The organism is Streptomyces sp. NPDC102274, assembly GCF_044766385.1.
GTDB lineage: Bacteria > Actinomycetota > Actinomycetes > Streptomycetales > Streptomycetaceae > Streptomyces.
In genome coordinates, this window is sequence record NZ_JBIWLW010000026.1 from 60,512 (window position 1) to 86,456 (window position 25,945).

The following is a 25,945-nucleotide window of genomic DNA, read 5'->3' on the forward strand; positions in this document are numbered from 1 at the left end:
GTCCGGCAGCCGAGGGCCGGTGTCGGGCCGGTCAGACGACGACTTGGTTGGCGTGCATCTTGGCGATGGCGTCGGCGTCGTAGCCGAGTTCCGTGAGGACTTCGTCGGTGTGTTCGCCGAGCAGCGGGGCACTGGTGATCGTGGGGCTGAAGTCGGAGAACTTGATCGGGCTGCCGACCGTCAGATACGTGCCGCGCTGCGGCTGGTCGACCTCGACGATGGTGCCGCTGCGGCGCAGCGCGGGGTCGTAGGCGATCTCCTTCATGCTGAGCACCGGTGCGCACGGCACGCCGAACCGGCGGAGGATGTCGACCGCCTCGTACTTGGTCTTGTCGGCCAGCCACTTCTCGATATCGGCGAAGATGTCGAAGATGTGCGGCTGGCGGGCCTCGGCGGTCCTGTAGGCCGGGTCGTTGATCCAGTCGGGCCGGTCGAGCGCCCGGCAGGTCTGCTCCCAGTCCTGTTCCTGGAGGGTGAAGTAGATGTAGGCGTTGGGGTCGGTCTGCCAGCCCTTGCACTTGAGTACCCAGCCGGGCTGGCCGCCGCCGCCCGCGTTGCCGCCGCGCGGCACCACGTCGGTGAACGTGCCATTCGGGTACTGCGGGTACTCCTCGAGGTAGCCGACCTTCTCCAGGCGCTGCTGGTCGCGCAGCTTGACCCGGCACAGGTTGAGCACCGCGTCCTGCATCGACACCGACACCTTCTGGCCCACGCCGGTCCTCTCCCGGGCGAGCAGTGCGGTGAGGATGCCGATCAGCAGATGCATCCCGGTGTTGCTGTCGCCGACGGCCGCGGCGCTGACCGTCGGCGGGCCGTCCCAGAAGCCGGTGGTGGAGGCGGTGCCGCCGGCGGCCTGCGCCACGTTCTCGTAGACCTTGATGTCGGACCACGGCGAGTCGTCGTTGAAGCCCTTGACGGAGCCGTAGACCAGGCGTGGGTTGAGCTCGTGGATGTGCTCCCAGGGCAGACCCATGCGGTCCATGGCGCCGGGTGCGAAGTTCTCGACCAGCACGTCGGCCTCGCGGATCAGTTTCTCCATGACCTCCTTGCCCTCCGGGGTCTTGGTGTTGATCGCGAGGGAGCGTTTGTTGCTGTTGAGCATGGTGAAGTACAACGCGTCGGCGTCGGGTATGTCGCGCAGCTGGTGACGGGTGACGTCACCGCCGTTGACACGCTCGACCTTCAGCAGGTCGGCCCCGTACCAGGCGAGCATCTGGGAGCACGCCGGGCCGGCCTGGACACCGGAGAAGTCGATCACCTTGATCCCGGTGAGCGGCAGGTCAGTGGCGGGCGGCAGGTCAGTCATGACGAATTCCCTTCCGGGTGGTGGGCGGTACGGACGGACGGGCGCCGGGCGTGCTCAATGCTTCTCCGGGGCGTCGGGGGCCGGGGTCGTGACGCCCTGCGGGTTGAGGTTGGTGAGGTGACCGCTCTCGGTGCCGGCCGTGGGGTCGATCAGGCAGTCGATGAGGGCCGGACCGCCGGAGGCCAGCGCCTCGGTGAGGGCGGTGGCGAGCTGGTCGGGCGTGGTCGCGTGGTAGCCCTTGCCGCCGAATGCCTCGATCAGGCGTTCGTGGTGTGCGTGGAGCATCAAGGTGGTCGGTGACGGGTCGGCGGAGGCGGTGTTGGACCCGTCGCCGCGGTAGACGCCGCCGTTGTTGAGGATGACGACGACGACGGGCAGCTGGTAGCGGCATATCGTCTCCAGCTCCATGCCGTCGAAGCCGAAGGCGCTGTCGCCTTCGACAGCCACGACGGGGTCGCCGCTTTCGACGGCGGCGGCGATCGCGTATCCCATGCCGATCCCCATGACGCCCCAGGTGCCACTGTCCAGCCGGTGGCGTGGCTGCTGCATGTCGATCACGTTGCGGGCGAAGTCGAGCGCGTTCGCCCCTTCGTTGACGACGTAGGCACGGGGGTGCTCGTGCAGGACGTCACGTATCGCCCGCAGTGCTCCGTAGAACTGCATCGGGTGCGGGTCGGCCTTGAGGTGGTCCGCCATCTTGGCGGCGTTGTGCGCCGAGCGCTCGTCGAGTTCTTGGCGCCACTCCGCGGCGACCTGTATCCGGCCGGGCTTGGCCCGCTCGACGAGTGCCTCCATCACCGATCCGATGTCTCCGACCAGCGGGGCGGCGATGGGCTGGTTGCTGTCCAGCTCGGTGGGCTCGATGTCGACCTGGACGAACCGCGCGTCGGGGTTCCAGTGCGGTGGTTCGCCGTGGCCCAGAAGCCAGTTCAGCCGCGCGCCGACGAGCATCACGACATCGGCCCGGCGCAGCGCCAGCGAGCGAGCGGCGGCGGCCGACTGCGGGTGGTCGTCGGGCAGCAGGCCCTTGGCCATCGACATGGGCAGGAACGGCAGGCCGGTGGTCTCGATGAACTCCCGGATCCGCTGGTCCGCCTGAGCGTACGCGGCGCCCTTGCCGAGCACGACCAGCGGCCGTTCGGCGGCGGCCAGCAGGTCGATCGCGCTGTCCACCGCCTCGGGCGCGGGCAGCTGGCGCGGCGCCGGGTCGACAACACGCCACAGCGAGGCCGCGCCCGTCGCGGCGTCGACGACTTCGCCGAGAACCGCGGCGGGAATGTCGAGGTACACGCCGCCGGGGCGGCCGGAGACCGCGGTGCGGATGGCGCGGGCGACGCCGCGGCCGATGTCCTCGACCCGGTCGACCCGGTAGGCGGCCTTGGCGAACGGCTTGGCCGCGGCCAGCTGGTCGAGTTCCTCGTAGTCGCCCTGCTTGAGGTCGACGATGTGCCGCTCGCTGGACCCGGAGATCTGGACCATCGGGAAGCAGTTCGTGGTGGCGTCCGCGAGCGCGACCAGCCCGTTGAGGAAGCCGGGGGCGGAGACCGTCAGGCAGATGCCCGGTCGCTTGGTCAGGAAGCCGGCCGCCGCGGCGGCGTGGCCCGCGTCGCTCTCGTGCCGGAAGCCGATGTAGCGGATGCCCGACGCTTGCGCGACCCGGGCCAGGTCGGTGACCGGGATGCCGACCACCCCGTAGATGACCTGTACCTCGTTGAGCTTGAGCGCGTCGACGACCAGGTGGAACCCGTCGGTGAGGGGCAGGGCGTCGGCGGTCGCCGTGCCGCCCGGTGCGGAAACGGTTGCCATGATCCGATGTCCTCCATGTCGAGATTGCTCCTTTTGGCCCTATCCTTCCACTATCGATGGTAAGTCGCCTGGTTTCTGTGGGCTCGGAAGTCAACGGAGGCACCAGTGGCCCGGCACGAGGAGATGGTGACCGTGTCCGTGCCGACCACGGCGTCCGTATCCGGCGCCGAACCGTACCGGCCCCCGGAGCTCACCGGTCTGGCCGACCTGCTGGACGAGCGGCTGCGGGAGCGGCCCGAGGCCCAGGCCCTGGTCATCGGCGCGGACCGGGTGCCGCTCACGTACCGCTCCCTGGCCGGCCTGGTCGAGCGGGTGGCCACCCGGCTGGACGCCGAAGGACTGCGTCGTGGTGACGCGATCGCCCTGACCGGCGCCGACACCGTGGAGTTCGTCGTCGCGCTGCTGGCCACGGCGCGGGCCGGGCTGGTCGTCGCACCGCTGGACCCGGCGCTGCCCGAGGCCGAGATGTCCGCCAGGCTGCGGGCGCTGGGGGCGCGGGTCGTCGTGGTCTGCGCTCCGGCGCCGGACGCCGAGCCGGTCGCGCGGGGGGCGGTGCCGGGCTGGACTCTACGGATCGACGCCCCCCGCGCCGGGCGGATGAACGCCACCCTGGACGCCACCCTGGACACCGGGGGCCGCGCGGCGCCGGGCGTGCCGGGCGCGGCGCCGGTACTGGCGGCGGACGACACCTTGGTGCTCTTCACCGCCGGCACCACCGACCGGGCCAAGATGGTGCCACTGACCCACGCCAATATCGCGGCGTCGGTGCGGGGCATCTGCACCGGCTACGAGCTGGGGCCCGCGGACGCGACGGTCACCGTGATGCCCCTCTTCCACGGTCACGGCCTGCTCGCGGGGCTGCTGGCACCGCTGGCGGCCGGCGGGCGCGTGCTCCTGCCGGCGCGCGGGCGGTTCTCGGCGCACACCTTCTGGGACGACGTGCGGGCGGCGGGCGCCACCTGGTTCACCGCCGTCCCGACCATCCACGAGATCCTCCTGGAGCGGGCGGCGCGCGAGTACCCCGGGCCGCAGGTGGCGCCACTGCGCTTCGTCCGCAGTTGCAGTGCGCCGCTCGGCGTCACGACCGGCCGGGCACTGGAGCGCCTGCTCGGGGTGCCGGTCCTGTCCGCGTACGGGATGACCGAGTCCACGCACCAGGCGACCAGCCAGCGGCTGCCGGGGCGCGGGGCGCCGAAGCGCGGGTCGGTCGGCCGGACCACCGGAGTGGACCTGAGGATCGTCGGCCCGGACGGGAAGAACTGCCCGCCCGGCACGGTGGGGGAGGTATGGGTGCGCGGCCCCACGGTCACCCGCGGCTACCTCGGCGATCCGGCGGAGACGGCACGCGGCTTCACCGACGGGTGGTTCCACACCGGCGACCTCGGTTCCCTGGACGGGGACGGTGACCTCTTCCTCACAGGCCGGATAAAGGACCTCATCAATCGCGGCGGTGAGAAGATCTCCCCCGAACACGTCGAGGACGTGCTGAGCGGCTGCCCCGGTGTGACCGAGGCGGCGGTCTACCCGGTTCCGGACGCCACGTACGGACAGCGGGTCGGCGCGGCCGTGGTCACCCACGACGGCGCCGACACCGATCGGATCCTGGCGTACTGCCGGGTCCGGCTGGCGCCGTACGAGGTGCCCGACCGCCTGGAGGTCGCCCACGCGCTGCCGCACACCGCCAAGGGCGCGCTGGACCGGCAGGCGGTGGCGAAGCAGTACGCGCACTGAGCGCCGTCGACGGTCAACCCCTGCCGCACAGGCCCGGGAACCGACGGCCTCGTCGCGCTTTCGCCATCCCGCCAATCCCCGACACTCCCCCACAGATCATGCCAACTCATGGCGAACCGGTAGAGGATACGGGGATGGTGACAGAAACCACAGGTGTATCCGCCGAGCCGAGCAGGCGGCACCTGGGCCCTCCGCGCGACGCCATCGGCAATCCCGTCCGGTCAACGCGGCCAGGAGTCGTGAGCAAGCGGCCCCCGATGTCCGAGGGTTGAGACGACCCGCGGTGGTCCGTACGCGCCGCTGGGGGCATCAAGATCTCCGAGACCTTCGCCTCCACGTTCGTCCCCATGATGCGGTCTTCCTCAATGCGGTCTTCCTCATCGGTGCGTTCCGCAAGCCGCACGAGGTCAACCGGCTCTTCGGGGGGCTGCCGCGGTTCCTTGGGGGAATCGACGGCTTCCTCGATCATTCGCTCGCGTACACGCTCGCGGCACAACTCGCGGCACAGAGCGTGAGCATGGCCTGATACCGCACTCTTCTCGCTGGTCGGCGGGCCGAAACCACCTGCTACGGCTCGCCCCAACCCCACATGAACACACATCAGTTCGTCATGTCCGGCTCGGCTGGCCGCAGGCCTCGCGAGCACGGCACGCCACACCCCGAAGAGAGACCGTCATGCGCTCATTTTCCAAGGTGGCCGGGTTCATCGTCGGCCTGGCACTCGCGGTGACCTGGCTGTCCGGCTGCAACGCGCCACCGTCCGAGGAGGCGGCGCCCGGCGCGTTGTCGGCCGGCATGCAGGCCAAGGGGGCGGATCTCCAGGACCCACCGGAAGTGGTGAGCCACCACGGGGTGCTGCGAACCACCGTCGTGGTGGAGCGGCGCAAGGTGTGGGTGGGCGACCGCCGGCTGTGGGCGTTGACCTACAACGGCCGCTACATGCCACCCACACTCCGCGCCCGGCCGGGCGACCGCATCGAGCTCGCCATGGTGAACCGCGTCCAGTCGAAGTGGCAGGGCGTCGGGGCGGACACCAACCTGCACGTGCACGGGTTCCACGTCTCGCCGCGTCAACCCGCCGACGACATCTTCATCTCCATCAAGCCCGGTACGACCTACAACTACTCGTACCGGCTACCGCGGGACCTCACGCCGGGCACGTACTGGTACCACTCGCACATCGACATGTTCTCGGCCGCACAGGTCGCCGGTGGCGAATCGGGCCTCATCGTCATCGACGGTCTGCGGAAGTACCTGCCACCGTCCCTGCGAAATATCACCGAGCACGTGATCGCCCTGAAGGACAACCAGATCCAGGGCGACGAGATCAAGATCAGTCCGCTGTCCATCCAGGCGAATACCAACCGTACGGTCAACGGCCAGCAGAATCCGGTGATCCGCATCCGCCCCGGGGAGACGCAGCTGTGGCGGCTCGCCAACATCGGCGCCAACATCTACTACAAGCTGCACCTCAAGGGCTTCACCTTCCACGTGATCGCCCAGGACGGCTATCCCGTCCACCGGATCTACTCCGCGAAGACGCTGATCGTCCCGGCCGCCGCCCGGTACGACGTGCTGGTGCAGGCCGACCGGGCGGGCACCGCCCAGTTGGAGACGCAGCCGTTCGACACCGGGCCGGCCGGCAACACCTTCCCGCAGGTGAACCTGGCGACGGTCGTCACCGGCGGCCGGCCCGTGGCCCGGACCGGCGTCCCGTCCGTCTTCGGGCCCCTCGTCGACCTCGGCGACGCCACCATCGCGGACCGCAAGACGATGGTGTACACGGAGCAGGCCAGCCCCGAGAAGTACTTCATCAACGGCAAGTACTTCGACCCGAACCGCGTCGACTTCGTCTCCCGGCTCAACACCGTCGAGGAGTGGACGGTTGTCAACGACTCGGAGGAGGACCACTCCTTCCACGTCCACACCAACCATTTCCAGGTGATGTCCCTGAACGGGAAGGCCGTGGATCCCGCCCACTCCTGGCAGGAGACGGTCAACATCCTTCGCGGGCAGAAGCTCGTCCTGCGGATCCGCTTCTCGGACTTCACCGGGCGGACCGTGCTGCACTGCCACATCCTCAACCACGAGGACATGGGCATGATGTCCGTTCTGAACATCGTCGACGGACACACGGGCCAGGGGAAGGGCGACGCACCGGGCCAGGGGACGGGCCACGGGATGGGTCACGGACCGGGCCATGGGATGGGCCATGGGATGGGCGGCGAACACTGACCGCGCCCGGAGAGACGCGGCGCGGCGGGCTCGCGGTGGACATCGTCGAGCGCTGACCGCCCCGCCCGCCGCGGATCGCGGTCAGGCCGAGTACTGGTGGGCCGGGTAGGTCAGATAGCCCTCCACACCGCCCTGGTAGTACGTGGCCTCGTCGACGGGGGCGATCGGAAGTCTGCCGCGCAGTCGCTCGACCAGGTCGGGGTTGGCGATGAAGGCGCGGCCGAAGCTGATGAGGTCGGCACCCAGTCCGAGCCAGTGGTCGGCGTCGTCCTGGCCGGTCTGCTTCGGTCCCATCGGAAACACCGGGTTCATGACGAGGGTGCCCGGCCACGCCCGGCGCAGAGCGACCAGTGTCTCCTCGTCGGCCGTGGCTTCCAGGTGCACGTAGGCCACTTCGAGGCGGGCCAGATCGGTCAGCAGCGCGGTGTAGAGCTCGCGGACGTCGGTCTCCTCGACTCCCCAGAACCCCCCGCCCGGTGAGAGCCGGATGCCGGTCCTGGCCCCTCCGACGGCCTCGACGGTGGCGGCGACGGCCTCGACGGCGAACCGGATCCGGTTGGCGACCGGGCCACCGTAGCGGTCCGTGCGCAGGTTGGCGTTGGACGAGAGGAACTGCGAGATCAGGTAGCCGTTGGCGCCGTGCAACTCCACCCCGTCGAAACCCGCGTCGACGGCGCGGCGGGCGGCCAGGGCGTACGACCGCGCGTGCTCGGGCACTTCGGTGGCGTCCAGGGCGCGCGGCATCGGGGCGGGCTGGGGCCCGGTCGGGGTGAACACGTCGCCGACGGCGGCGACGGCCGAGGGCCCGACCGGCCGCACGCCGATGGTGTCCGGATGCGATACCCGGCCGCCGTGCATGAGCTGGGCGAAGATCCGTCCGCCGTTGGCGTGGACGGCAGCGGTCACGGGACGCCATGCGGCGACCTGCTCGTCGGTGTGCAGTCCCGGCGTACCCGGGTTGGACTGCCCGATCGCGCTCGGCTGCACCCCCTCGCTCACGATCAGCCCGGCCGTGGCCCGCTGGGCGTAGTAGGCCGCCATCGACGGTGTCGCCAGACCGCCGTCGGCGGCCCGGACGCGGGTCATCGGGGCCATGACCACCCGGTTGGGCAGCGTGAGGCCACCGAGCCGGTAGCCGGTGAAAAGGGTCGTCACGTAAGGACTCCTTCGCGCTCGCAGCGCCCGTACCTCGGGCACAACGGTTACGCTAAAACCTCACACTGACGTCAGAGGCAAGCTCTATGGCGCAGGACACAGCCGGGAGGCTTTTGTGCGGATCGGGGAACTCGCGTCTCGGGCCGGAGTCAGCGTCCGGTCCGTGCGCTACTACGAGGAGCAGGGGCTGCTCACCAGCACCCGCAGCTCCAGCGGGCAGCGGCACTACACGGACAGCGAGGTCGAGCGGGTCGCGTTCATCCAGCGGCTGTACGCCGCGGGCCTGTCCAGCCGCACCATCGCCGAGCTGCTGCCCTGCGTCGACACGCCCAGCGAGGAGAACTCCGACTCCGCGCTGGAGCGGCTGGCGCAGGAGCGTGACCGGCTCTCCGCGCATATCGCCGACCTCACGCGGACCAGGGACGCACTCGACGGAGTGATGGCCGCGGCCCGCGCGCACCGGGAGCAGTTGAGGACGGCCGTGGCTCAGGTGATCAACGCGTAGCGGCGAGTCGGCGCCGGTACCGGGCACCGGGGCGGCCGCCGATGCCGACGTTTTCCACGAAGTCGAACCCGTTACGCGCGAGCACAGCCATGGACGCCGGATTGTCGAGCGTGGTGACGGCGGTGAGCGCGGAGAGCCGGTACGCGGTGGCGGCCAGGCGGCACACCTCCTCGACCGCGGCCGTGGCCACGCCCCGGCCGGCGGCGCTCTCGCCGATCCGGTAGCCGAGTTCGGCGGCCCCTTCCTCTACGTCCACGAGATTGACGCGGCCGGCCAGGTTCCCGCGATCGTCCATCAGGACATGGAAGTGGCACAGACCGGCGTCCTGCTCCGCGAGGAGGGCGCTGTGACGGGAGGCGAACTCAACGAAGTACGTGTCGCCGCGATCCGGCACGGACCGTGCGAAGTACCCCCGGTTCTCCCGCTCGAACACCAGCAGAGCGTCCGCGTGGTCGGCCCGAAGCCGCTCCAGCCTCATCATGCGCAGCAGCATACGTTTCCGACGACGCCCGCTGCCGGGCCAATATCGGACCGCTGGGCGCTCACCCGCGATGACCGCTTCATGCCGCCCGCCCCGCGCATCCGACCGGGCGACAAGGGCGCGGGCGTGATGGCGGTCCTGGAGATCGTCGAGCGACCCGTCACCGGGTGCTGAGCCAGTGCGGGTCGGGGACCACCGTCAGGATCGCCGACAGCAGGACGATCACCGCCAGTACGGCCAGCTCCGCCCGCGCCGGGGGTCCGGCGTCCGCGCCGTGGCGCAGCCGGTGTCTGGCGGTCAGGGCGAGGCCGCTCACCACCGCGACCAGCAGCAGTTTGGCGATAAGGACCCGTCCGTACGCCGTGCTGAACACGACGTCGACCGGGAGTCTGCGGAGGGTGGAGAGCGTTCCGGTGGCGACGAGCGCGGCGAAGAGCCAGCCGGCGAGCCGGGCGTAGCGGGCGAGCACCTGGCGGGCCGCCGCCGGGTCTCCCCGGCGCAGCCACATCGTGCGCAGTACGTAGAGCAGTCCGCCGGTCCACAGCGAGGCCGCGGTCAGATGGACGGCGGTGAGGGCGCTGCCCAGCATCGGGGTGTACGCCTCCGGGTGGGCCCGCAGGGCTTCCGCGCCGACGACCACGGCCAGCGGCGCGAGGGCCGCCAGGGGGCGGTTCAGGGCGACACAGCCGGCCGCCAGCAGAAAGCCGTTGGCCATGAAGAGCAGCAGGCGGCCCTCGACGGTGCCGTACACCGTGGTGATGTCGAGGCCGCTCACGGACGCGAGCAGGATGATCTGCCCTGCCGAGGCGCCCGCGCCGGTCAGCGCCGCGGCGAGCGCCCAACCGCGGGGCGCGGGGCCGGTACGGGCGAGCCCGGCACCGGCCAGCTCGCCGAGGTGGAGCGCGAGCCCGGCGAAGACGGCGACCCGCAGCGCGGTGGTGCCTCCCGCGCCGGGTATGCGCAGCTCACCGGTCCCGCGCGAGGCCATGGCCGCGCCGAGCAGCACGACCAGCGCGGCGAACAGGACACCGCCGGCTATCAGGGCGGCCCTGCGGCCGGCCGAGCCGGTGGCTTCGTCAGCGGACGGACCCGGATATATCACCGCTTGATCTTCTCCGCCCGGCGCGTCCCCCGGCAACGCGAGCGGGGCGAGCGGCTGATGGTCCGGGCCGTCCCGGGTGCCCCGACCCGCGCCACCGCGCTCCCGGATCAGCCCTTGCGCGAGGCCAGGAACTCGTCGAACGTCAGCAGCCCGTCACCGTTCCCGTCGTGCGCGTTGATCACGGCCTGCGCGACCGTCTCGGTCACATGGAAGTCGCCGAGCTGCGCCATCACGCTCTTGTACTCCGCCGCCGTGATGAGCCCGTCGCCGTTCGCGTCGAACCGCTCGAACGCCTTGCGCGCCTCGTCGATGTCCGCCACTGTTCCGCCCCTTCGTGGTGCCGTACTGACGGGGTCAGATTATCCGTTCACATTCACCCGGACGGCGGCAGCCCAGGGCCGTACGGATCACGGCTCCAGCGGGTCGCCCGCCGCTGGGGAACGCCCGCGGGCCGCGGGCGTTCCCGTGATGGCGGATCAGCGGGCGTCGGTCAGCCGCGCCACGGCTGGTAGTGCGGGTTGTCCAGGCACTCCGACATGATCTCGGTCTTCTTCACCTTGTCGACCGGGCAGACACCGACGATCCGCTCCCGGGAGATCCCGCCGGGGAAGGCGACCTCCAGTTGGTCGGCCCATTTGTGCGTGTCACCGATCGTCCTGTTGACGTCGATGCCGCCGGGGGCGTCGATGTAGTAGTTGAAGCCGCTCTTGTACCACTGCTTGTACAGGTCGTGGTCATAGCTGGTGGAGACATAGGGCGAGGGCTGGTTGACCAGGACGTACTTCTTCACGTCGTACTGCCCGTCGAGCGGCGCCTTGGGATGGAAGCCCTGCTCGAAGATGACCTCCGGCTTCCGGCTGTCGGCGCGGTAGAGCTGCTGGCAGTCGGTGCGCCAGGCGGGCGCCGGCGTGATCCGTTTCACCTCGATCGTATGGTCCGCCGCCGCGAACATCGGGTCCTTGACGCGGGGGCAGCTCTCGGCGGGCTTGAGGGAGGCGGCCCGCACAGGGGCGGACGCGACCGGGGCGGACCCGGCCACGGCCTGCGTGGACGCGGCCTGCGTGGACGCGGCCTCGGTGGCGGAGGCCGGAATCAGGACGGCGGTGACGGAGAGGGCGACGGCGGCGGCCTGCCGCCGCAAGCGAGAGGTGATCATGGGATGCACCCTCCACGCTGTACGGCGGCGGGCCGTGGACCGTCACCCTTTCAGGGGCGTGTCGGTCCACAACCTAGCCCGAGCGAGCACGAGTTGACGTCAGCGTGACGTCAACTCCGCGTCAGCGGAAGACTCCCGTGTGCCCGAGCGAGTAACGGCCGGGCTGCGGATAGACCGCGAGTCCGTGCGGACCGCCGCCGACCGGGATCCGGGCGATCTGCCTACCGCTGCGCGTGTCGATCGCGTACACCTCGGAGTCGTAACGCCCCGCCAGCCACAGGACCTTGCCGTCCGTCGAGACACCGCCCATGTCGGGGCTCCCGCCGTCCGGCAGATGCCACTTCTTCGTCAGCTTGTTCTTCGTGAAGTCGAAGATGGAGATGGTGCCCTCGCCGCGGTTGGAGATGTACATCTCCTTCGAATCCCGGCTGACATACAGGCCGTGGCATCCCTCGCCCGTCGGCAGCAGCTTCGGGGTGGTGAACTTCTCACCGTTCAGCACCCACACGCCGTGGGCCATCATGTCGGCGATGTAGAACGTCTTGCCGTCCGGTGAGATCTTCACGTCCTGCGGCATGGCGCCCTGGAAGGGCAGCTTCTGCTGGGAGACGACCTTCATGCGCTCGGTGTCGACCTTGAGGAGTTCACCGGAGAACTCGCACGACACGATGAAGTACCGGCCGTCCGCCGAGAAGTCGGCGTGGTTGACGCCCGCGCAGGTGACCGGCTCGGTCTTCCTCACCTTCATGGTGTGCGGATCGCGGAAGACCAGCTGGCGGTCGAGCGAGGCCATGACGACCGCGTACTTGCCGTTGGGCGTGAAGTAGAGGTTGTAGGGGTCGTGCACGTCGACCGGCTCGCCCGCCTTGCCGGTGGCGGGGTCGATGGGGGTGAGCGTATGGCCGCGGTTGTTGTTGACCCAGAGGGTCTTGAGATCCCAGGAGGGCACGACATGCTGTGGCTGTCTGCCGACGTCGATGGTCTCGATGACCTTGTACGTCGCGGGGTCGATCACCGAGACGGTGTCGGAGTGGGTGTTGGGCACATATACCCGGGACGGGAAGCCCTTCACGATGGGCGAGAGCATGCCGGGCCGGTCGGCGGCGTAGACGTCCTTGGGGTTCAGTAGCGGTGGCATGCCCGGCAGTCCGGCCGGCACGCTCCGCTCGGGTACGACGGGCCGGGCGGCGGCCTTGGTCGCCTTCGGCGCCGCCCGCTCGGTGTCCGGGCTCGCGCAGCTCGCGAGCAGGGTGAGGGCGGCGGCCCCCAGCAGGGCGCCGGTCCGCCCGGTGATCCGCTCGGTGGTCCGTGGAGTGGGGGGAAGCATCAGGTCAGCAGCTCCGTGGTCGTCACCGCGCGCAGGCCGCGGCGTTCCAGTGCGTCGAGAAGGGCGGGCAGCGCGGCGACCGTGTCCGCGTAGCCGAAGTGCAGGCTCACCACCGAGCCGTTGCGGATCTGTCCGGTGACGGTGCGGGTGACGGCCGCGGCGCCGGGCGAGGTGAAGTCGAGGGAGTCGACGTCGTACGAGAGGACGTGCGGGTAGCCCGCCTTCCGCGCGAGCCGCTGGACGAGCGGGGTGGCGTGCTGGGTGCGGGAGGGGCGGAACCAGCTGCCGATCGAGCCGGTGAGCCTGCGCAGCCGCTGGGCGCAGCCGGTGATCTCCGCGTACGCCGCGGCCTCGTCCAGTTCGGAGATGTCGAGGTGGCGCAGCGTGTGGTTGCCGAGATCGTGGCCGCCGTCCAGGATCCGGCGCGCGAGGGCCGGGTGTTCGTCGAGCCAGCCGCCGACGGCGAGGACGGTGATCCGGGCCCCGGCGCGTTCCGCCTCCGCCAGCACCGCGGTGGCGGTGGCGGGGTCGCCCTGGCCGTGGAAGGTGAGGGCGACCCGCGCCCGGTCGCGTGGGCCGTGCGCGATCTCGGCGGGCTGTCCGGGAAACCGGCGCGGCGCGGGTGCGCTACGGACGGCGGGCCGCCCGTTCCCCGGGCTGGGCCCCGTGGACGTTCCGGCCGGCGATCCGGGGGCGGATCCGCGCGGCGTACGGGACGCGGAACCGGTGGGCGTGGCGGGGGTGCTGTCCGTACAGCCGGTGGCGAGGGCGCCCGCCACGGCCGCGCCGGCTCCTGCGCGCAGTGCACTGCGCCGGTCGATCGGGATCACGTCCCCATTTAAGGGGGAAGGAGGGCGAAAGGTGACGATTGACTGGTTAAGGTGCCTTACGGGTCGTCACCTTCGGGGCAGTCGTCACCCTCGGAGCAGTCGTCACCTTCAGGGCAGCTGGCGGTCGGAGACCCGCATCTCGAACCAGGTGGTCTTGCCGCGCGGCAGCAGATCCACCCCCCAGCGGTCGGAGAGCCGGTCCACCAGGAAGAGGCCGCGCCCGCTCGTGTCCATCTCATGCACCGGCATCAGACAGGGCAGCCCGCGCGAGGGGTCCCGTACCTCGATCCTGATCCAGCCGCGGCGGCGCAGCATCCGTAACCCGAAGATCCGGGCGCCGGTGTGCCGTACGGCGTTGCCGACGAGTTCCGAGACGAGCAGTACGGCGTATTCGGCGGTCTGCGGCGAGAGCGCCCACTGGTCCAGCACCACACAGTGGGTGATCCTGCGGGCGGCGAGGGCGGATTCCGGGCGGGAGGGCAGACGGACTTCCGCCTCCGTCGGATTACCGAACAATTCCAGCGCCTTGTGCGCCTGTTCGTCGTCGGCGGACGGTATCCACCGCGCTGCGGCCGCGTCGCCGCGCTGCCGCGGTTGCTCCACACCTTCCAGGCCCGCCATGTCCCCCATCATGGCCGCCCAGAACCCTCCCGGGGGCCGTTCCGGGTGAATCGACCCCCCGGAATGAGTCATTCCAGGGGGCGCGAATTGCATATGCCAAGGGCAGAACTTTGGCTTGCACAACCACTCTGACCTGCTACGACGACGCGCAATTGAATGATCACCAAGAGCGATCGGGAAAATTACCTTAAGGTTCTCTTAAGGTTGCGCCAAGCCGGGCGCCGGGTTGACGCCGCACCTCTCCCTGCCGCCAACAGGGCTGCTTTCAGAGGAACTTGGCCTTCCCGGGCCCGTCCTCCACGAACGACCGCATGCCGCGCTCGCGGTCCTCCGTGGCGAACAGGCCCGCGAACCAATTGCGTTCGATCGTGAGTCCGGTCTCCAGATCCGTCTCCAGACCCGCGTCGACCGACTCCTTGGCGGCCCGCAGCGCGAGCGCGGGTCCCTGGGCGAGCTTCGCGGCCCAGGCGTGCGCCTGCTCGTACACCTCTTCCGGCGGGACCACCCGGTCGACCAGACCGATCGCCAGCGCCTCGTCGGCCTTCACCTGACGGCCCGTGAAGATGAGGTCCTTGGCCCGGGAAGGGCCGATCAGCCGCGCGAGCCGCTGGGTACCGCCGGCGCCCGGGATCAGACCGAGCAGAATCTCGGGCTGGCCGAACTTCGCGTTGTCCCCGGCGATCCGGAAGTCGGCGCAGAGGGCCAGCTCGCAGCCGCCGCCCAGCGCGTAGCCGGTGACCGCCGCGACGACGGGCTTGGGGATACGGGCGACGGCGGTGAACGACTCCTGGAGCGCCCGGGAGCGTACGACCATCGCCGCGTGGTCCCACCCCCGCATCTCCTTGATGTCGGCGCCTGCCGCGAAGACCTTCTCGCCGCCGTAGAGGATGACGGACCGTACGTCGTCGCGCCCGCCGGCCTCTTCGGCCAGCTCGCGCAGCCGGTCCTGGATGGAGGAGTCGAGTGCGTTCATCGGGGGGCGGTCGAGCCGGATCGTACCGACGCCGCCGGAGACCTCAAGGTTCACGGATGCCATACGTGCAGGTTAACCGGCGCTAACCGGCACCGGCGCGGATACGGGCACGGATACGGAGCACCGCGGGGACACGCGGACGGGCCCGGTGCGCTCAGTCGCGGCGCACCGGGCCCGTATCTCCGGGGAGGGACTTCGACGGAGTCCTACTCGATCCACTCCGACCAGGACATGTTCCAGCCGTTCAGGCCGTTGTCCGGGGCGATCTGCTTGTCCTTCGAGTTCTTCACGATCACCACGTCACCGATGAGCGAGGAGTTGTAGAACCACGCCGACGGAGTGCCGTTGTTCCCGCCGCCCCGGACGTCCCGCAGCCCCACACAGCCATGGCTGACGTTGGTGGAGCCGAACGTGCCCGAGGACGCCCAGTAGTTGCCGTGGACGAAGGTGCCCGAGGTGGACAGCCGCATCGCGTGCGGCACGTCCTTGATGTCGTACTCGCCGCCGAAGCCCACCGTCGCGCCGTTCATCCTGGTCACCTCGTACTTCTCGCTGATGACCATCTGACCGTTGTACGTGGTGGTCGACGGGGCGCCCGCGGTGATCGGGATGTTCCTGATCTGCTTGCCGTCCCGTACGACCTTCATCGTCTTGGCGCTCGCGTCCACGGTGGAGACCTGGCTGCGGCCGATCGTGAACTTCACGGACTTCGCCTGCTTGCCGTACACACCGGGGCGGCCCTCGACGCCGTCCAGGTTGAGCTTCACGGTCACCTTCGTACCCGCCGCCCAGTACTTCTCGGGGCGGAAGTCCAGGCGGTCGTTGCCGAACCAGTGGCCCTCGATCGGTACGGACGGCTCCGCCGTCACCGTGATGGCCCTCTCCACCGCCTCGGGCTCGGTGATGCCCCGGGTGAAGTTGATCGAGACCGGCATTCCGACACCGACCGTGGAGCCGTCCTCGGGCGTGTAGTGGCCGATGAAGGTGTTCTTCGGTACGAGCGTGCTGAAGGTGGTGTCCTTGGCGGACTCCCGGCCCTCGGCGTCCTTGGCGATCGCGTGCACCTTGTACTTGGTGGCGCCGGCGAGATGCTGGAGCGGCTCCCAGCTCGCACCGTCCGCGGTCAGCTTGCCCTCGACCGGGTTGCCCTTCTCGTCCTGGACGGTGACCGTCGTCAGCTTGCCCTTGCCGGCCGAGACCTTGAGGGCGCCCGTGGTGGCGACCGCCTCCGCCCCGTCCTTCGGGGCGATCGTCACGACGGCCACCGACGCGGCGTTCTCGACCTCCGCGGCGCCCTTGCCGTCGTTCTTGTCACCGCCGCCCGCGCCGGAACCCCCGCCTCCGCCGCACGCCGTGACCACCAGGAGCAGCGCCCCCAGCATCAGGGCCAGCAGCCCCGTTCCTCCGTGTCCCCGTCGCCCCGTTCGCCGTTCCGGTCTCTCGCCCCGCGGCTCCCGGCCCGACCCGGCCGATGTCCCCGATATCGGCAGCTCATTCACTTTGGTCGTCTCCCCTCGCACGGCCTGGCCCCGCCACGGCCCGCACTCCCGCGCGTCGAGTGCACGCGCTCGCGACAGATAATCACACCGCGAGTCCTACGGTGCTCTCCCGTCTGTCACCATTCGGTCCCAACAGGCCGGGACGGTGCAGGTCATACGGGCCGTACGAGGGGACGGCCGCGTGCCGAGGGGCTCCGCGGGTGCCCCGGCCGGCGCCGATGGGGCGTCAGCCGGCGTTCGAGCCCGAGACCGGGGCGAGGGCCGAACCCGCCTTCCACCGCTTCCAGTCCAGGTTCCAGCCGCCCAGACCGTTGTCGGGGGCGACCGTACGGTCATGGGAGTTGACCACCTCGACGACATCGCCGATCAAGGTCCGGTCGAAGAACCAGCCGGCCGGGGTGTCGGGGCCGCCGCCCTTCACGTCCCGCAGTCCGACACAGCCATGGCTGACGTTCCTGGAGCCGAACGTTTCGACGGGCGCCCAGTAGTTGCCGTGCAGAAACGTCCCGGACGTGGTGAGCCGTACCGCGTGCGGCACATCCTTGATGTCGTACTCACCGCCGAAGCCGACCGTCCTGCCGTTCATACGGGTGACGTCGTACAACTCGGTGACCACCATCTTCCCGTTGTAGGTGGTGGTCTTGGCCGCGCCCGCGGTGATCGGTACGGTCGAGACCAGCTCCCCGTCGCGCCGTACCTCCATGCTGTGCTCCTCGGCGTCGACCAGCGAGACCTGGGAGCGGCCGACGGTGAAGCCGACGCTCTTCTCCTGGATGCCGAACACCCCCGGCGCCGCCTGGACGTCGCGCAGGGCCAGGTCGATCGTGACGTCCGTGCCCGGCTCCCAGTACTCGCGCGGCCGGAAATCGAGACGGTCGTGGCCGAACCAGTGTCCGGCGATCTCCACCGGCGGATCCGCCTTCACGGTGATGGCGCGCTCGACGGCCGCGCGGTTCTGGATCCTCCGGTTGAACTCGAAGGAGATGATCATGCCGGTGCCGACAGTGGCGCGGTTCTCCGGGGAGAAGTAGCCGATGAACCGGTCGGTGGGGACCGCCGTCATGAAGGTGGTGTGGCGCGCCGAGCGGCGGCCCGCGCCGTCCACGGCCACCGCGTCGACGCTGTACTTGGCGGCCAGCGCGACCCGCGCGCCGCTCTCCGGGGTCCAGGACCGGCCGTCCGCGGAGATCCGTCCGCGGAGCTCGGTGGGTTGCGCGTCCTCCACCTGGACGACCCTGACGCGCTCCAGCCGGCCGTCCGGCACCCGCACCGAGATCGGGTGGGACCGGCCGATGCCCTTCGTACCGTCCTGGGGGGTGATCCGGATCGTGTCCCCGGGGGCGCGCGACTTGCCCTCCGTGAACGATTCGGCGCCTGTGCATCCCACGAGGCCGGCCAGCAGGCCGGCCATCAGTCCTGCCCATGTCAGGACGGCGGCCGCGCCGGTCCCTGCCCGCTTGGGCTCTGTCCGCTTCAGTACGTGTCTCACGTCCCGCCCAACGACCACGCCCCTCCGGGGGAAACGTGAGGGCGGGCCCTCTTGCGGGCAGAACAGGTGGGAGGACCACGCGAGGGGAGCCACGGCCGGGACGTCGTGCGCCCGATCCGCGAGGCCGACGAGCCGCGGGAGGCCGGTCAGTGGCGAGCGCAGCCGAGCAGAAGGCAGTGCAGGAGAAGCGGAAGGAGGAGAGCAAGGAGAAGGGCACGGAGGAGGCCACGGAGAAGGGGAGGGAAAAGGGGAGGGAGATCCGGGACCGCAACGGTCACCGCCGCGAGCCCGACGCCCTGAGGCCCGTGGTCTGGCCGGGCGCGCCGACCCCGCTGGGGGCGCGCTACCGCGTGGGCCCCGACGGCGTGGTGGGCACCAACTTCGCCCTCTGGGCGGGCGGCGCCGAGGCGGTCGAGGTCTGTCTGTTCGACGACAGCGGCGCCGAGACCCGGCTGTCGCTGACCGAGCTGACCCATGAGATCTGGCACGGCTTCGTGCCCGACATCCGGCCGGGACAGCGCTACGGATACCGGGTCCACGGCCGCTGGGACCCCTGGACGGGCGCCCGCTGGAATCCGGCGAAGCTGCTGCTCGACCCGTACGCCCGTGCGGTGGACGGAGACTTCGGACTGCCTCCGGAGGTCTACGGCCATGTGCGGGACTGGCCGCAGCGGGAGGTGGCCGACACCGTACGGGACGGCCGCGACTCCGCTCCGCACGTCCCCAAGGGGGTCGTCGTCCACGACAGCGCCCCCGACGACGAGTGGGCCGACGACCGCCGGCCCAAGACGCCCTGGGCCGATTCGATCATCTACGAGCTGCATGTGCGGGGCTTCACCAAGCTCCACCCGGGGATCCCGAAGGAGCTGCGCGGTACGTACGCGGGCCTCGCCCACCCGGCGGCCATCGGCCATCTGCGGCGGCTCGGGGTGACGGCGGTGGAGCTGCTGCCCGTACACCAGTTCGCACACGAGGACCATCTGCTGCGGCGCGAGCTGCGCAACTACTGGGGCTACAACTCCATCGGCTACTTCGCGCCGCACGCGGGCTACGCGGCGAGCGGCACCCGGGGGCAGCAGGTCGCGGAGTTCAAGGGGATGGTGCGGGCGCTGCACGCAGCGGGGATAGAGGTCATCCTCGACGTGGTCTACAACCACACGGCGGAGGGCGGTGAGCTGGGGCCGACGCTGTCCCTGCGCGGTATCGACAACCGCGGCTACTACCGGCTGCCGTCCGACGCGCGCAGGTACACGGACTACACCGGCTGCGGCAACACCCTCCATGTGGTCCAGCCCCAGGTCCTACGGCTGATCACCGACTCGCTGCGCTACTGGGTCACGGAAATGGGTGTCGACGGCTTCCGCTTCGATCTGGCGGCGGCGCTCGCCCGCTCGATGCATGACGTCGACATGCTCTCGCCGTTCCTCGCGGTGATCGCCCAGGACCCGGTGCTGCGCCGGGTGAAGCTGATCGCCGAGCCGTGGGACGTGGGCAACGGCGGCTATCAGGTCGGGTCGTTCCCCCCGCTGTGGACGGAGTGGAACGACCGCTACCGCGACGCCGTACGGGACTTCTGGCGCGGCGCCCTGCCCGATGTACGGGATCTCGGTTACCGGCTGTCGGGGTCGAGCGATCTGTACGCGTGGGGCGGCCGGCGGCCGTACGCCTCCGTCAACTTCGTCACCGCGCACGACGGCTTCACGCTGCGCGATCTGGTGTCGTACGAACGGAAGCACAACGAGGCCAACGGCGAGGGCAACAGGGACGGGACGAACGGCAACCGCGCCTGGAACTGCGGAGTGGAGGGCGAGACGGACGACGCCTCGGTCAACGCCCTGCGACGGCGGCAGTCGCGCAATCTGCTCACCACCCTGCTGGTGTCGACGGGCGTGCCGATGCTGGTCGCGGGCGACGAGATGGGCCGTACGCAGGGCGGCAACAACAACGCGTACTGCCAGGACAGTGCGGTCAGCTGGCTGGACTGGTCGCTGCTGGAGCGCCCCGGCGGGCAGGGCCTGTACGCGCTGACCGCCCGGCTGCTCGCCCTGCGCCATGCCCATCCCGTACTGCGCCGGCGGGCGTTCTTCTCCGGCCGGCCGCAGGCCCCGGACGGGCTGCGCGACCTGGCGTGGTTCACCCCCCAGGGCTCGGAGATGACGGAGGAGGACTGGTACGCGCCCGCCCGCACGCTCGGGCTCTTCCTGTCAGGGCGGGACATCCCCGGCCGGGACGCGCGCGGCGAGAAGATCACGGACGACAGCTTCCTGACGGTCCTGCACGCGGACGGACGGCCGGTGGAGTTCGTGCTGCCGGGGCCGCCGTGGGCGCGGACGTACGAGCTGCTGGTCGACACCGCGCGGGAGGACCAGACAAAGGCGCCGGGCACGGTGTACGAGGGAGGGGCGACGGTCACGGTCCCGGCGCGGGCGGTGCTGCTGTTCGGAGTGCGGGGGTGAGGTCCGACGCCGGGGGCGCGGGGCCTCGGCCCTCGCGCCCGGAGGCGCGTCGGCCGATCGGTGGACGCGCGTGTACCACCCCTGGTGGCGCCCCCTGGTGACGGCTCCGCCCGTAGGTGGCAGTGATAGCGGGTGTGACGGAAAAATCACATGAGCGATGTCAGTGGCGAACCGTAGGCTCGCTCCTGATGTCCGACACACATGCAGCCACCAAGGACCGGTCCTCCGTTCGCTCTCTGCTACGGCTGTGGCCGTACGTACGACCGGTGCGCGTACGCCTGTTCAGCGCGGCATTTGTCGCGATCGTCGCTTCCTGTCTCGGGCTGGTGTTCCCCCTCGTACTGAAGTGGATGGTGGACGGTCCCGTCGCGGACCGGGACACCCGGGGCATCTGGCTCGGGGCGCTGATCCTGCTGGTGCTGGGGATCGTCGAGGCGGTGCTGTTCGGTTTCCGCCGCTGGCTGGTGGCGCGGCCACTGGCCGGTGTGGAGGCGGCGATGCGGGCGGATCTCTACCGGCATCTGCAACGGCTGCCGGTGGCCTTCCACGATCGGTGGCCGTCGGGTCAGCTGCTCTCGCGCGGGACGACGGACCTGATGCTGTTGCGGATGTTCCTGGCGTTCCCGCTGACGTTCCTGCTGGTCAACGCCACGACGATCCTGGCGGGTTTCCTGATTCTGCTGATGCAGGACTGGTCGCTGGGGCTGGTGCTGATGATCCCGGTGGTGCCGCTGGTGATCGTCTGTTCGTTCTTCGAGTCGCGGTTCGCGCTGGTAGCGCGCCGCGCGCAGGACCAGGTGGGTGATCTGACGACGGTGGTCGAGGAGGGTGTGCTCGGCATCCGGATCATCAAGGGGTTCGGCCGCCACCGCAGCCAGTCCCTCGCGTTCCTCGCGCACACGCGGCGGCTGCGCGAGACGGAGCTGGAGAAGGCGCGGCTGCTGGCGGGCATCTGGGCCGTGATCATGACCATTCCCGAACTGGCCGTCGCCGCCGCGCTGGTGCTGGGCACGATCCAGGTCGCGGACGGCGGACTCTCGACGGGCACGTTGGTCGCGTTCCTGTCGACGGCGCTGGCGCTGCGGTGGCCGGTGGAGTCGATCGGGTTCCTGCTGGCGATGAGCCAGGAGTCGGCGACGGCGACCGAGCGGTTCTTCGAGGTGATGGACGTACCGGAGGAAGCGCGGGACGCGTCGCGGAACGCGTCCGGAGAGACCTCGGGTCATGAAGCCGGGGGCGGGCTGCGCTTCGAGGGGGTCTCGTTCCGGTACCCGGACGCCGAGGCGGGCTCCACGCCCGTCCTGGAGCGTATCGATCTGCACATCAGACCCGGCGAGACCATGGCCGTCGTCGGGGCCACCGGTTCGGGCAAGACCACGCTGACCGCCCTCGTACCGCGACTGCACGAAGTGACCGACGGGCGGATCACGCTGGACGGCGAGGACATCGCGCTGATGCCGCGCGAGCGGCTGCGGGAACTGGTGTCGGTGGCGTTCGAGGAGCCGACGCTGTTCTCGGCGACCGTCGGGGAGAACGTACTGATGGGCGCGGCGGACGCCGACGAGGACGCGCTGCGACGGGCGCTCGACGTGGCCCAGGCGGGGTTCGTCAAGGATCTGCCGCAGGGCACCGGAACGGAGGTCGGCGAGCAGGGCCACAGCCTCTCCGGCGGCCAGCGCCAACGGCTCGCGCTGGCACGGGCGGTGGTCGGCCGGCCGCGCTTCCTGGTGCTCGACGATCCGCTGTCCGCGCTGGACGTGCATACGGAAGCGCTGGTGGAGGCCGCGCTGCGGCAGGTGCTCAAGGAGACCACGGCGCTGGTGGTGGCGCACCGGCCGTCGACGGTGCTGCTCGCCGACCGGGTGGCGCTGATCTCGGGGGGCCGGATCGCCGCCGTCGGCACCCATCAGGAGCTGCTGCGGAGCAGCGAGGAGTACGCGTGGCTGATGTCCGGCGCGGAGCGGGATCCCGGGGCGGGGTCCGTGGTGGATTCCGCGGCCGGAGCGGATTCCGAGGCGGGAGCCGGGTCCGGGTCCGGGTCCGCGGCTGTTGAGGAGAGCATCCGATGACGACGTCGACCACCGCGGGCCAGGACGCGCCGGGCCCGGACGCGAACGGCCCGTCAGGGCCGGGCGGCAAGGACTCCCCCGCGTCACCCGGCGCGCCCGGCGCCGTCGAGACCCACGCCGTCGAGACCCACGCGGCGGCGGCCGACGCCACGGCGGCCGACGACCCGTTCGGCCAGGACGCCCTGCCCGCGCCCCCGGGCGCGACCGGCGCCCTGCTGCGGTCCCTGCTGAAGGTCCGGCGCGGGAGGGTCGCGCTGGCCGCGCTGCTCCTGCTGCTCCAGCAGGCCGCCTCCCAAGCGGGCCCGCTGATCGTCGCGTACGCCATCGACCGCGGTGTGCCCGCCTTCCGCGACGGCGACAACGGTCCGCTGTACGCCGTCGGGGCGGGGTATCTGATCTGCACGGTGGGCTCGGGGGTGTTCCAGTACGCCTTCATCCGGGTCGCGGCCCGGGTCAACCAGGACGTACTGCTCGATCTGCGCGGCCGGATCTTCCGCCATGCCCAGGCGCTGAGCCTGGACTTCCACGAGCGCTACACCTCCGGGCGGCTGATCTCCCGGTCGACCACCGATGTGGAGTCGCTGCGCGAGCTGCTCGGCGAGGGCCTCCAGGAACTCATCGGTGTGGTGCTGGCCTTCGTCTACATCTCGGCGATGCTGCTCTACCTGGACGTGGGGATCGGGTCACCGGCCGTGTTCTCCTTCGTACCGCTGTATCTGCTGGTACGGGTCTACCAGCGGCGGGCGGGAGTGGTCTTCGGCCGGCGCTCCACCGCGATCGCGGCCGTGATCGTGAAGTTCGCGGAGACGATGAACGGCATCAGGCCGGTGCAGGCGTTCCGGCGCGAGCGCGCCAATGACGCGGACTTCCACACGCTCAACCACCGCCACGAACGCAGCAACGGCGACGCGCTGCTGGAGATGGCCCGGTATGTGATCGGATCCCGGTTCGTCGCCAATACCGCCGTCGCCGCGATCGTCCTGTGGGGCGCCTACCGGGTGGCGGACGGCACGCTCGCGCTCGGTGTGCTGGCCGCGGCCGTGCTGTATCTGCGCAGGCTGTACGACCCCATCGACCGGCTGGGGATGTTCCTCAACTCGTACCAGTCGGCGGCGGCCTCGATGGAGAAGATCGCGGGTCTGCTGGCCCAGACGCCCACGGTGCCCGAGGCGTCGAACCCCCGGACACTGCCCCCGCTCAGCGGCGAGCTCCCGGGCCGTGAGGCCGTCTTCGACGGGGTGAGTTTCGCGTACCGTACGGGCGGCGAGGTCCTCCCCCGCTTCGGCCTGACGATCCCGGCGGGCCAGACGGTCGCGGTCGTGGGCTCGACGGGCGCCGGCAAGTCCACGCTGGCGAAGCTGCTGGCGCGGTTCTACGACCCGACGGAGGGCCGGATCCTCCTCGACGGAGTCGATCTGCGGGAGCTGGACACCCCGGAGCTCCGGCGCGGGGTGGTGATGGTGACCCAGGAGGCGTTCCTGTTCTCCGGCACCGTCGCCGAGAACATCGCCCTGGGCCGCCCGGACGCCTCCCGCGAGGACATCGAACGCGCGGCGAAGGCCATCGGCGCCCACAAGTTCATCAGCGGCCTGCCCGACGGCTACGACACGGACGTACGCAAGCGCGGCGGCCGGATCTCCGCGGGCCAGCGCCAACTGGTCGCCTTCGCCCGCGCGCTGCTGGCGAATCCGGCGGTCCTGATCCTGGACGAGGCGACCAGTTCCCTCGACATCCCGGGCGAACGCGCGGTCCAGCGCGCGATGGACACGGTCCTGCACGGCCGTACGGCGGTGGTCATCGCGCACCGCCTGTCGACGGTCGAGATCGCGGACCGGGTGCTGGTGATGGAACACGGCCGCATCGTCGAGGACGGCACCCCGAAGGACCTGATCGCCGGCACGGGCCGCTTCGCGGGCCTCCACCGGGCCTGGCGCGACAGCCTGGTCTGACCGGGGCCCGCGCCCGGCGCCGGCCCGCCCGCCTGCCCGCGCCGGGTGCACTCGCCTGCTTCACTCGGCGCGCGTGACCGGCGCGGAGCTGGTCTGCTGGTTCGGGGGCGTCGCGTCCGTACCCGTCCGCACCCTCCGCACCCTCCGTTCCCGTCCGTACCCCGGAGAGATCCAGATGAGCATCTATCGGGTCGCGCAGGTCGCCACCGCCGGCGGGCCGTTCGAACTGGTGGAGCGTGAGGTGGAGCGGCCGGGGCCGGGGCAGGTGCGGGTGGCCGTGGATGCCTGCGGCATCTGTCACAGCGACAGCACTTTCGTGAACGCGCTGCGGCCCGGCCTACGGTTTCCGGTGGTCCCCGGACATGAGATCGCCGGGCATGTCGAGGAGCTGGGCGAGGGGACGCGGACCGGTTGGCAGGTGGGCGACCGGGTCGCGGTGGGATGGTTCGGCGGCAGCTGCCACCACTGCGTGCCGTGCCGCCAGGGCGACTTCATGGTGTGCGAGAACCTGAAGGTCCCCGGATGGACGTACGACGGCGGTTTCGCCGAGTCGGTCATCGTCCCGGCCGACGCCCTGGCCCGGATCCCCGACGCGCTGGCGGCGACGGACGCGGGACCGATGGCCTGCGCGGGAGTGACCACGTTCAACGGACTGCGGCGCAGCTCCGCGCGGGCGGGTGATCTGGTCGCCGTACTGGGCATCGGCGGCCTGGGCCATCTGGGGGTGCGGTACGCGGTCGCGATGGGCTTCGAGACCGTGGCCATCGCCCGCGGAGCCGCCAAGGCGGACTTCGCCGGGCGGCTCGGCGCGCACCACTACATCGACAGCACCGCGGACGTCCCCGTCGCGGACGCGCTGCGGGCGCTCGGCGGCGCCAAGGTCGTCCTGGCCACGGCGGCCAACGCCGACGCCATCACGGCGAGCGTGGACGGGCTGTCCCACCGGGGCGAGCTGGTCCTCATCGGCGCGGCCCCCGAGCCGATGGGCATCACCTCGGCCCAGCTCTTGATGCCCGGCCGGATCATCCGCGGCCATGCGGCGGGCACCGCGCAGGACGTGCAGGACACCATGGAGTTCAGCGCGGCCATGCGGCGGGCACCGCGCAGGACGTGCAGGACACCATGGAGTTCAGCGTCCTGCACGGGATCAGCCCGATGACCGAGGTCGTGCCGCTGGAGCGGACGGCCGAAGCGTACGAGAGGATGCTCTCCGGCGCCGCCCGCTTCCGGATGGTGCTCACCCCCCGCTGACGCG

The 25,945-nt window shown here is 70.6% G+C and carries 20 protein-coding genes and 1 pseudogene; 8 read left to right on the forward strand and 13 right to left on the reverse strand.

Going from position 1 to position 25,945, the window contains the following annotated elements:
* Window positions 1-31: 31 nt before the first annotated feature.
* Window positions 32-1,306, reverse strand: a complete 1,275-nt coding sequence (gene frc, locus ACIRQP_RS29245) for a formyl-CoA transferase (protein WP_403894848.1) — start codon at window positions 1,304-1,306, stop codon at window positions 32-34.
* Window positions 1,307-1,360: 54 nt separating this feature from the next.
* Entirely contained in the window at window positions 1,361-3,112 is a 1,752-nt protein-coding gene (oxc, locus tag ACIRQP_RS29250; protein ID WP_403894850.1) for an oxalyl-CoA decarboxylase, read from the reverse strand.
* A gap of 123 nt (window positions 3,113-3,235) precedes the next feature.
* On the opposite strand from oxc, the gene ACIRQP_RS29255 reads away from it, so the two are divergent.
* The 3 genes from ACIRQP_RS29255 (at window position 3,236) to ACIRQP_RS29265 (ending at window position 7,078) form a co-directional block, all read left to right on the forward strand.
* Window positions 3,236-4,843, forward strand: a complete 1,608-nt coding sequence (locus ACIRQP_RS29255; RefSeq protein WP_403894998.1) for a FadD7 family fatty acid--CoA ligase — start codon at window positions 3,236-3,238, stop codon at window positions 4,841-4,843.
* A gap of 283 nt (window positions 4,844-5,126) precedes the next feature.
* Entirely contained in the window at window positions 5,127-5,369 is a 243-nt protein-coding gene (locus tag ACIRQP_RS29260) for a hypothetical protein (protein WP_403894853.1), read from the forward strand.
* Between the two features lie 149 nt (window positions 5,370-5,518).
* Entirely contained in the window at window positions 5,519-7,078 is a 1,560-nt protein-coding gene (locus ACIRQP_RS29265; RefSeq protein WP_403894856.1) for a multicopper oxidase family protein, read from the forward strand.
* An 81-nt stretch (window positions 7,079-7,159) separates the two neighbouring features.
* On the opposite strand, the gene ACIRQP_RS29270 is transcribed toward ACIRQP_RS29265, so the two are convergent.
* Window positions 7,160-8,233: an alkene reductase gene (locus ACIRQP_RS29270; RefSeq protein WP_403894859.1), complete on the reverse strand. Its 1,074-nt coding sequence runs from the start codon at window positions 8,231-8,233 to the stop codon at window positions 7,160-7,162.
* Window positions 8,234-8,348: 115 nt separating this feature from the next.
* Here ACIRQP_RS29270 and ACIRQP_RS29275 point away from each other — a divergent pair, with 115 nt between their 5' ends.
* The gene (locus ACIRQP_RS29275; RefSeq protein ID WP_403894861.1) at window positions 8,349-8,738 is read left to right on the forward strand and encodes a MerR family transcriptional regulator; all 390 of its coding nucleotides are present in this window, start codon (window positions 8,349-8,351) and stop codon (window positions 8,736-8,738) included.
* On the opposite strand, the gene ACIRQP_RS29280 is transcribed toward ACIRQP_RS29275, so the two are convergent.
* The 10 genes from ACIRQP_RS29280 to ACIRQP_RS29325 form a co-directional block, all read right to left on the reverse strand.
* The gene (locus ACIRQP_RS29280) at window positions 8,728-9,219 is read right to left on the reverse strand and encodes a GNAT family N-acetyltransferase (RefSeq protein WP_403894864.1); all 492 of its coding nucleotides are present in this window, start codon (window positions 9,217-9,219) and stop codon (window positions 8,728-8,730) included. The genes ACIRQP_RS29275 and ACIRQP_RS29280 overlap by 11 nt on opposite strands.
* A 160-nt stretch (window positions 9,220-9,379) precedes the next feature.
* Window positions 9,380-10,321, reverse strand: a complete 942-nt coding sequence (locus ACIRQP_RS29285; protein ID WP_403894867.1) for a CopD family protein — start codon at window positions 10,319-10,321, stop codon at window positions 9,380-9,382.
* 107 nt (window positions 10,322-10,428) lie between these two features.
* Complete coding sequence (locus tag ACIRQP_RS29290; RefSeq protein ID WP_129772289.1) at window positions 10,429-10,641, reverse strand: EF-hand domain-containing protein; 213 nt, start codon at window positions 10,639-10,641, stop codon at window positions 10,429-10,431.
* A 170-nt stretch (window positions 10,642-10,811) separates the two neighbouring features.
* Window positions 10,812-11,477 (reverse strand): ADP-ribosyltransferase, encoded by a 666-nt coding sequence (locus ACIRQP_RS29295; protein WP_403894869.1) that lies wholly within the window; start codon window positions 11,475-11,477, stop codon window positions 10,812-10,814.
* Between the two features lie 121 nt (window positions 11,478-11,598).
* A complete protein-coding gene (locus tag ACIRQP_RS29300; RefSeq protein WP_403894872.1) occupies window positions 11,599-12,804 on the reverse strand; it encodes a YncE family protein in 1,206 nt (401 codons plus the stop codon).
* Window positions 12,804-13,634 carry a polysaccharide deacetylase family protein gene (locus ACIRQP_RS29305; protein ID WP_403894875.1) on the reverse strand — a complete coding sequence of 277 codons (831 nt, stop codon included), beginning with the start codon at window positions 13,632-13,634 and terminating at the stop codon, window positions 12,804-12,806. Before ACIRQP_RS29305 ends, ACIRQP_RS29300 begins: the two co-directional genes overlap by 1 nt.
* A gap of 108 nt (window positions 13,635-13,742) precedes the next feature.
* The gene (locus ACIRQP_RS29310; protein WP_403894877.1) at window positions 13,743-14,267 is read right to left on the reverse strand and encodes an ATP-binding protein; all 525 of its coding nucleotides are present in this window, start codon (window positions 14,265-14,267) and stop codon (window positions 13,743-13,745) included.
* A 253-nt stretch (window positions 14,268-14,520) separates the two neighbouring features.
* Window positions 14,521-15,291 (reverse strand): enoyl-CoA hydratase/isomerase family protein, encoded by a 771-nt coding sequence (locus ACIRQP_RS29315; protein ID WP_403894880.1) that lies wholly within the window; start codon window positions 15,289-15,291, stop codon window positions 14,521-14,523.
* A 143-nt stretch (window positions 15,292-15,434) separates the two neighbouring features.
* Window positions 15,435-16,727 (reverse strand): Ig-like domain-containing protein, encoded by a 1,293-nt coding sequence (locus ACIRQP_RS29320; RefSeq protein ID WP_403894883.1) that lies wholly within the window; start codon window positions 16,725-16,727, stop codon window positions 15,435-15,437.
* Between the two features lie 226 nt (window positions 16,728-16,953).
* Complete coding sequence (locus tag ACIRQP_RS29325; RefSeq protein WP_403895001.1) at window positions 16,954-18,138, reverse strand: Ig-like domain-containing protein; 1,185 nt, start codon at window positions 18,136-18,138, stop codon at window positions 16,954-16,956.
* Window positions 18,139-18,365: 227 nt separating this feature from the next.
* On the opposite strand from ACIRQP_RS29325, the gene glgX reads away from it, so the two are divergent.
* From glgX to ACIRQP_RS29345, 4 genes and pseudogenes are all read left to right on the forward strand, one after another.
* Window positions 18,366-20,672 carry a glycogen debranching protein GlgX gene (glgX, locus tag ACIRQP_RS29330; protein WP_403894886.1) on the forward strand — a complete coding sequence of 769 codons (2,307 nt, stop codon included), beginning with the start codon at window positions 18,366-18,368 and terminating at the stop codon, window positions 20,670-20,672.
* 188 nt (window positions 20,673-20,860) lie between these two features.
* Window positions 20,861-22,741, forward strand: a complete 1,881-nt coding sequence (locus ACIRQP_RS29335; protein WP_403894889.1) for an ABC transporter ATP-binding protein — start codon at window positions 20,861-20,863, stop codon at window positions 22,739-22,741.
* Complete coding sequence (locus ACIRQP_RS29340) at window positions 22,738-24,690, forward strand: ABC transporter ATP-binding protein (protein ID WP_403894892.1); 1,953 nt, start codon at window positions 22,738-22,740, stop codon at window positions 24,688-24,690. The genes ACIRQP_RS29335 and ACIRQP_RS29340 overlap by 4 nt, the downstream gene beginning before the upstream one ends.
* Before the next feature lie 175 nt (window positions 24,691-24,865).
* Window positions 24,866-25,941 (forward strand): annotated as a pseudogene (locus tag ACIRQP_RS29345) (alcohol dehydrogenase catalytic domain-containing protein).
* The last annotated feature ends 4 nt before the right edge of the window (window positions 25,942-25,945 follow it).

Coding starts and splice junctions, on each gene's coding strand:
- frc (WP_403894848.1), bottom strand. CDS start 1,306: ATGACTGACCTGCCGCCCGCCACTGACCTGCCGCTCACCGGGATCAAG.
- oxc (WP_403894850.1), bottom strand. CDS start 3,112: ATGGCAACCGTTTCCGCACCGGGCGGCACGGCGACCGCCGACGCCCTG.
- ACIRQP_RS29255 (WP_403894998.1), top strand. CDS start 3,236: ATGGTGACCGTGTCCGTGCCGACCACGGCGTCCGTATCCGGCGCCGAA.
- ACIRQP_RS29265 (WP_403894856.1), top strand. CDS start 5,519: ATGCGCTCATTTTCCAAGGTGGCCGGGTTCATCGTCGGCCTGGCACTC.
- ACIRQP_RS29280 (WP_403894864.1), bottom strand. CDS start 9,219: ATGATGAGGCTGGAGCGGCTTCGGGCCGACCACGCGGACGCTCTGCTG.
- ACIRQP_RS29295 (WP_403894869.1), bottom strand. CDS start 11,477: ATGATCACCTCTCGCTTGCGGCGGCAGGCCGCCGCCGTCGCCCTCTCC.
- ACIRQP_RS29300 (WP_403894872.1), bottom strand. CDS start 12,804: ATGCTTCCCCCCACTCCACGGACCACCGAGCGGATCACCGGGCGGACC.
- ACIRQP_RS29310 (WP_403894877.1), bottom strand. CDS start 14,267: ATGATGGGGGACATGGCGGGCCTGGAAGGTGTGGAGCAACCGCGGCAG.
- ACIRQP_RS29315 (WP_403894880.1), bottom strand. CDS start 15,291: ATGGCATCCGTGAACCTTGAGGTCTCCGGCGGCGTCGGTACGATCCGG.
- ACIRQP_RS29325 (WP_403895001.1), bottom strand. CDS start 18,138: ATGGCCGGCCTGCTGGCCGGCCTCGTGGGATGCACAGGCGCCGAATCG.
- ACIRQP_RS29335 (WP_403894889.1), top strand. CDS start 20,861: ATGTCCGACACACATGCAGCCACCAAGGACCGGTCCTCCGTTCGCTCT.
- ACIRQP_RS29340 (WP_403894892.1), top strand. CDS start 22,738: ATGACGACGTCGACCACCGCGGGCCAGGACGCGCCGGGCCCGGACGCG.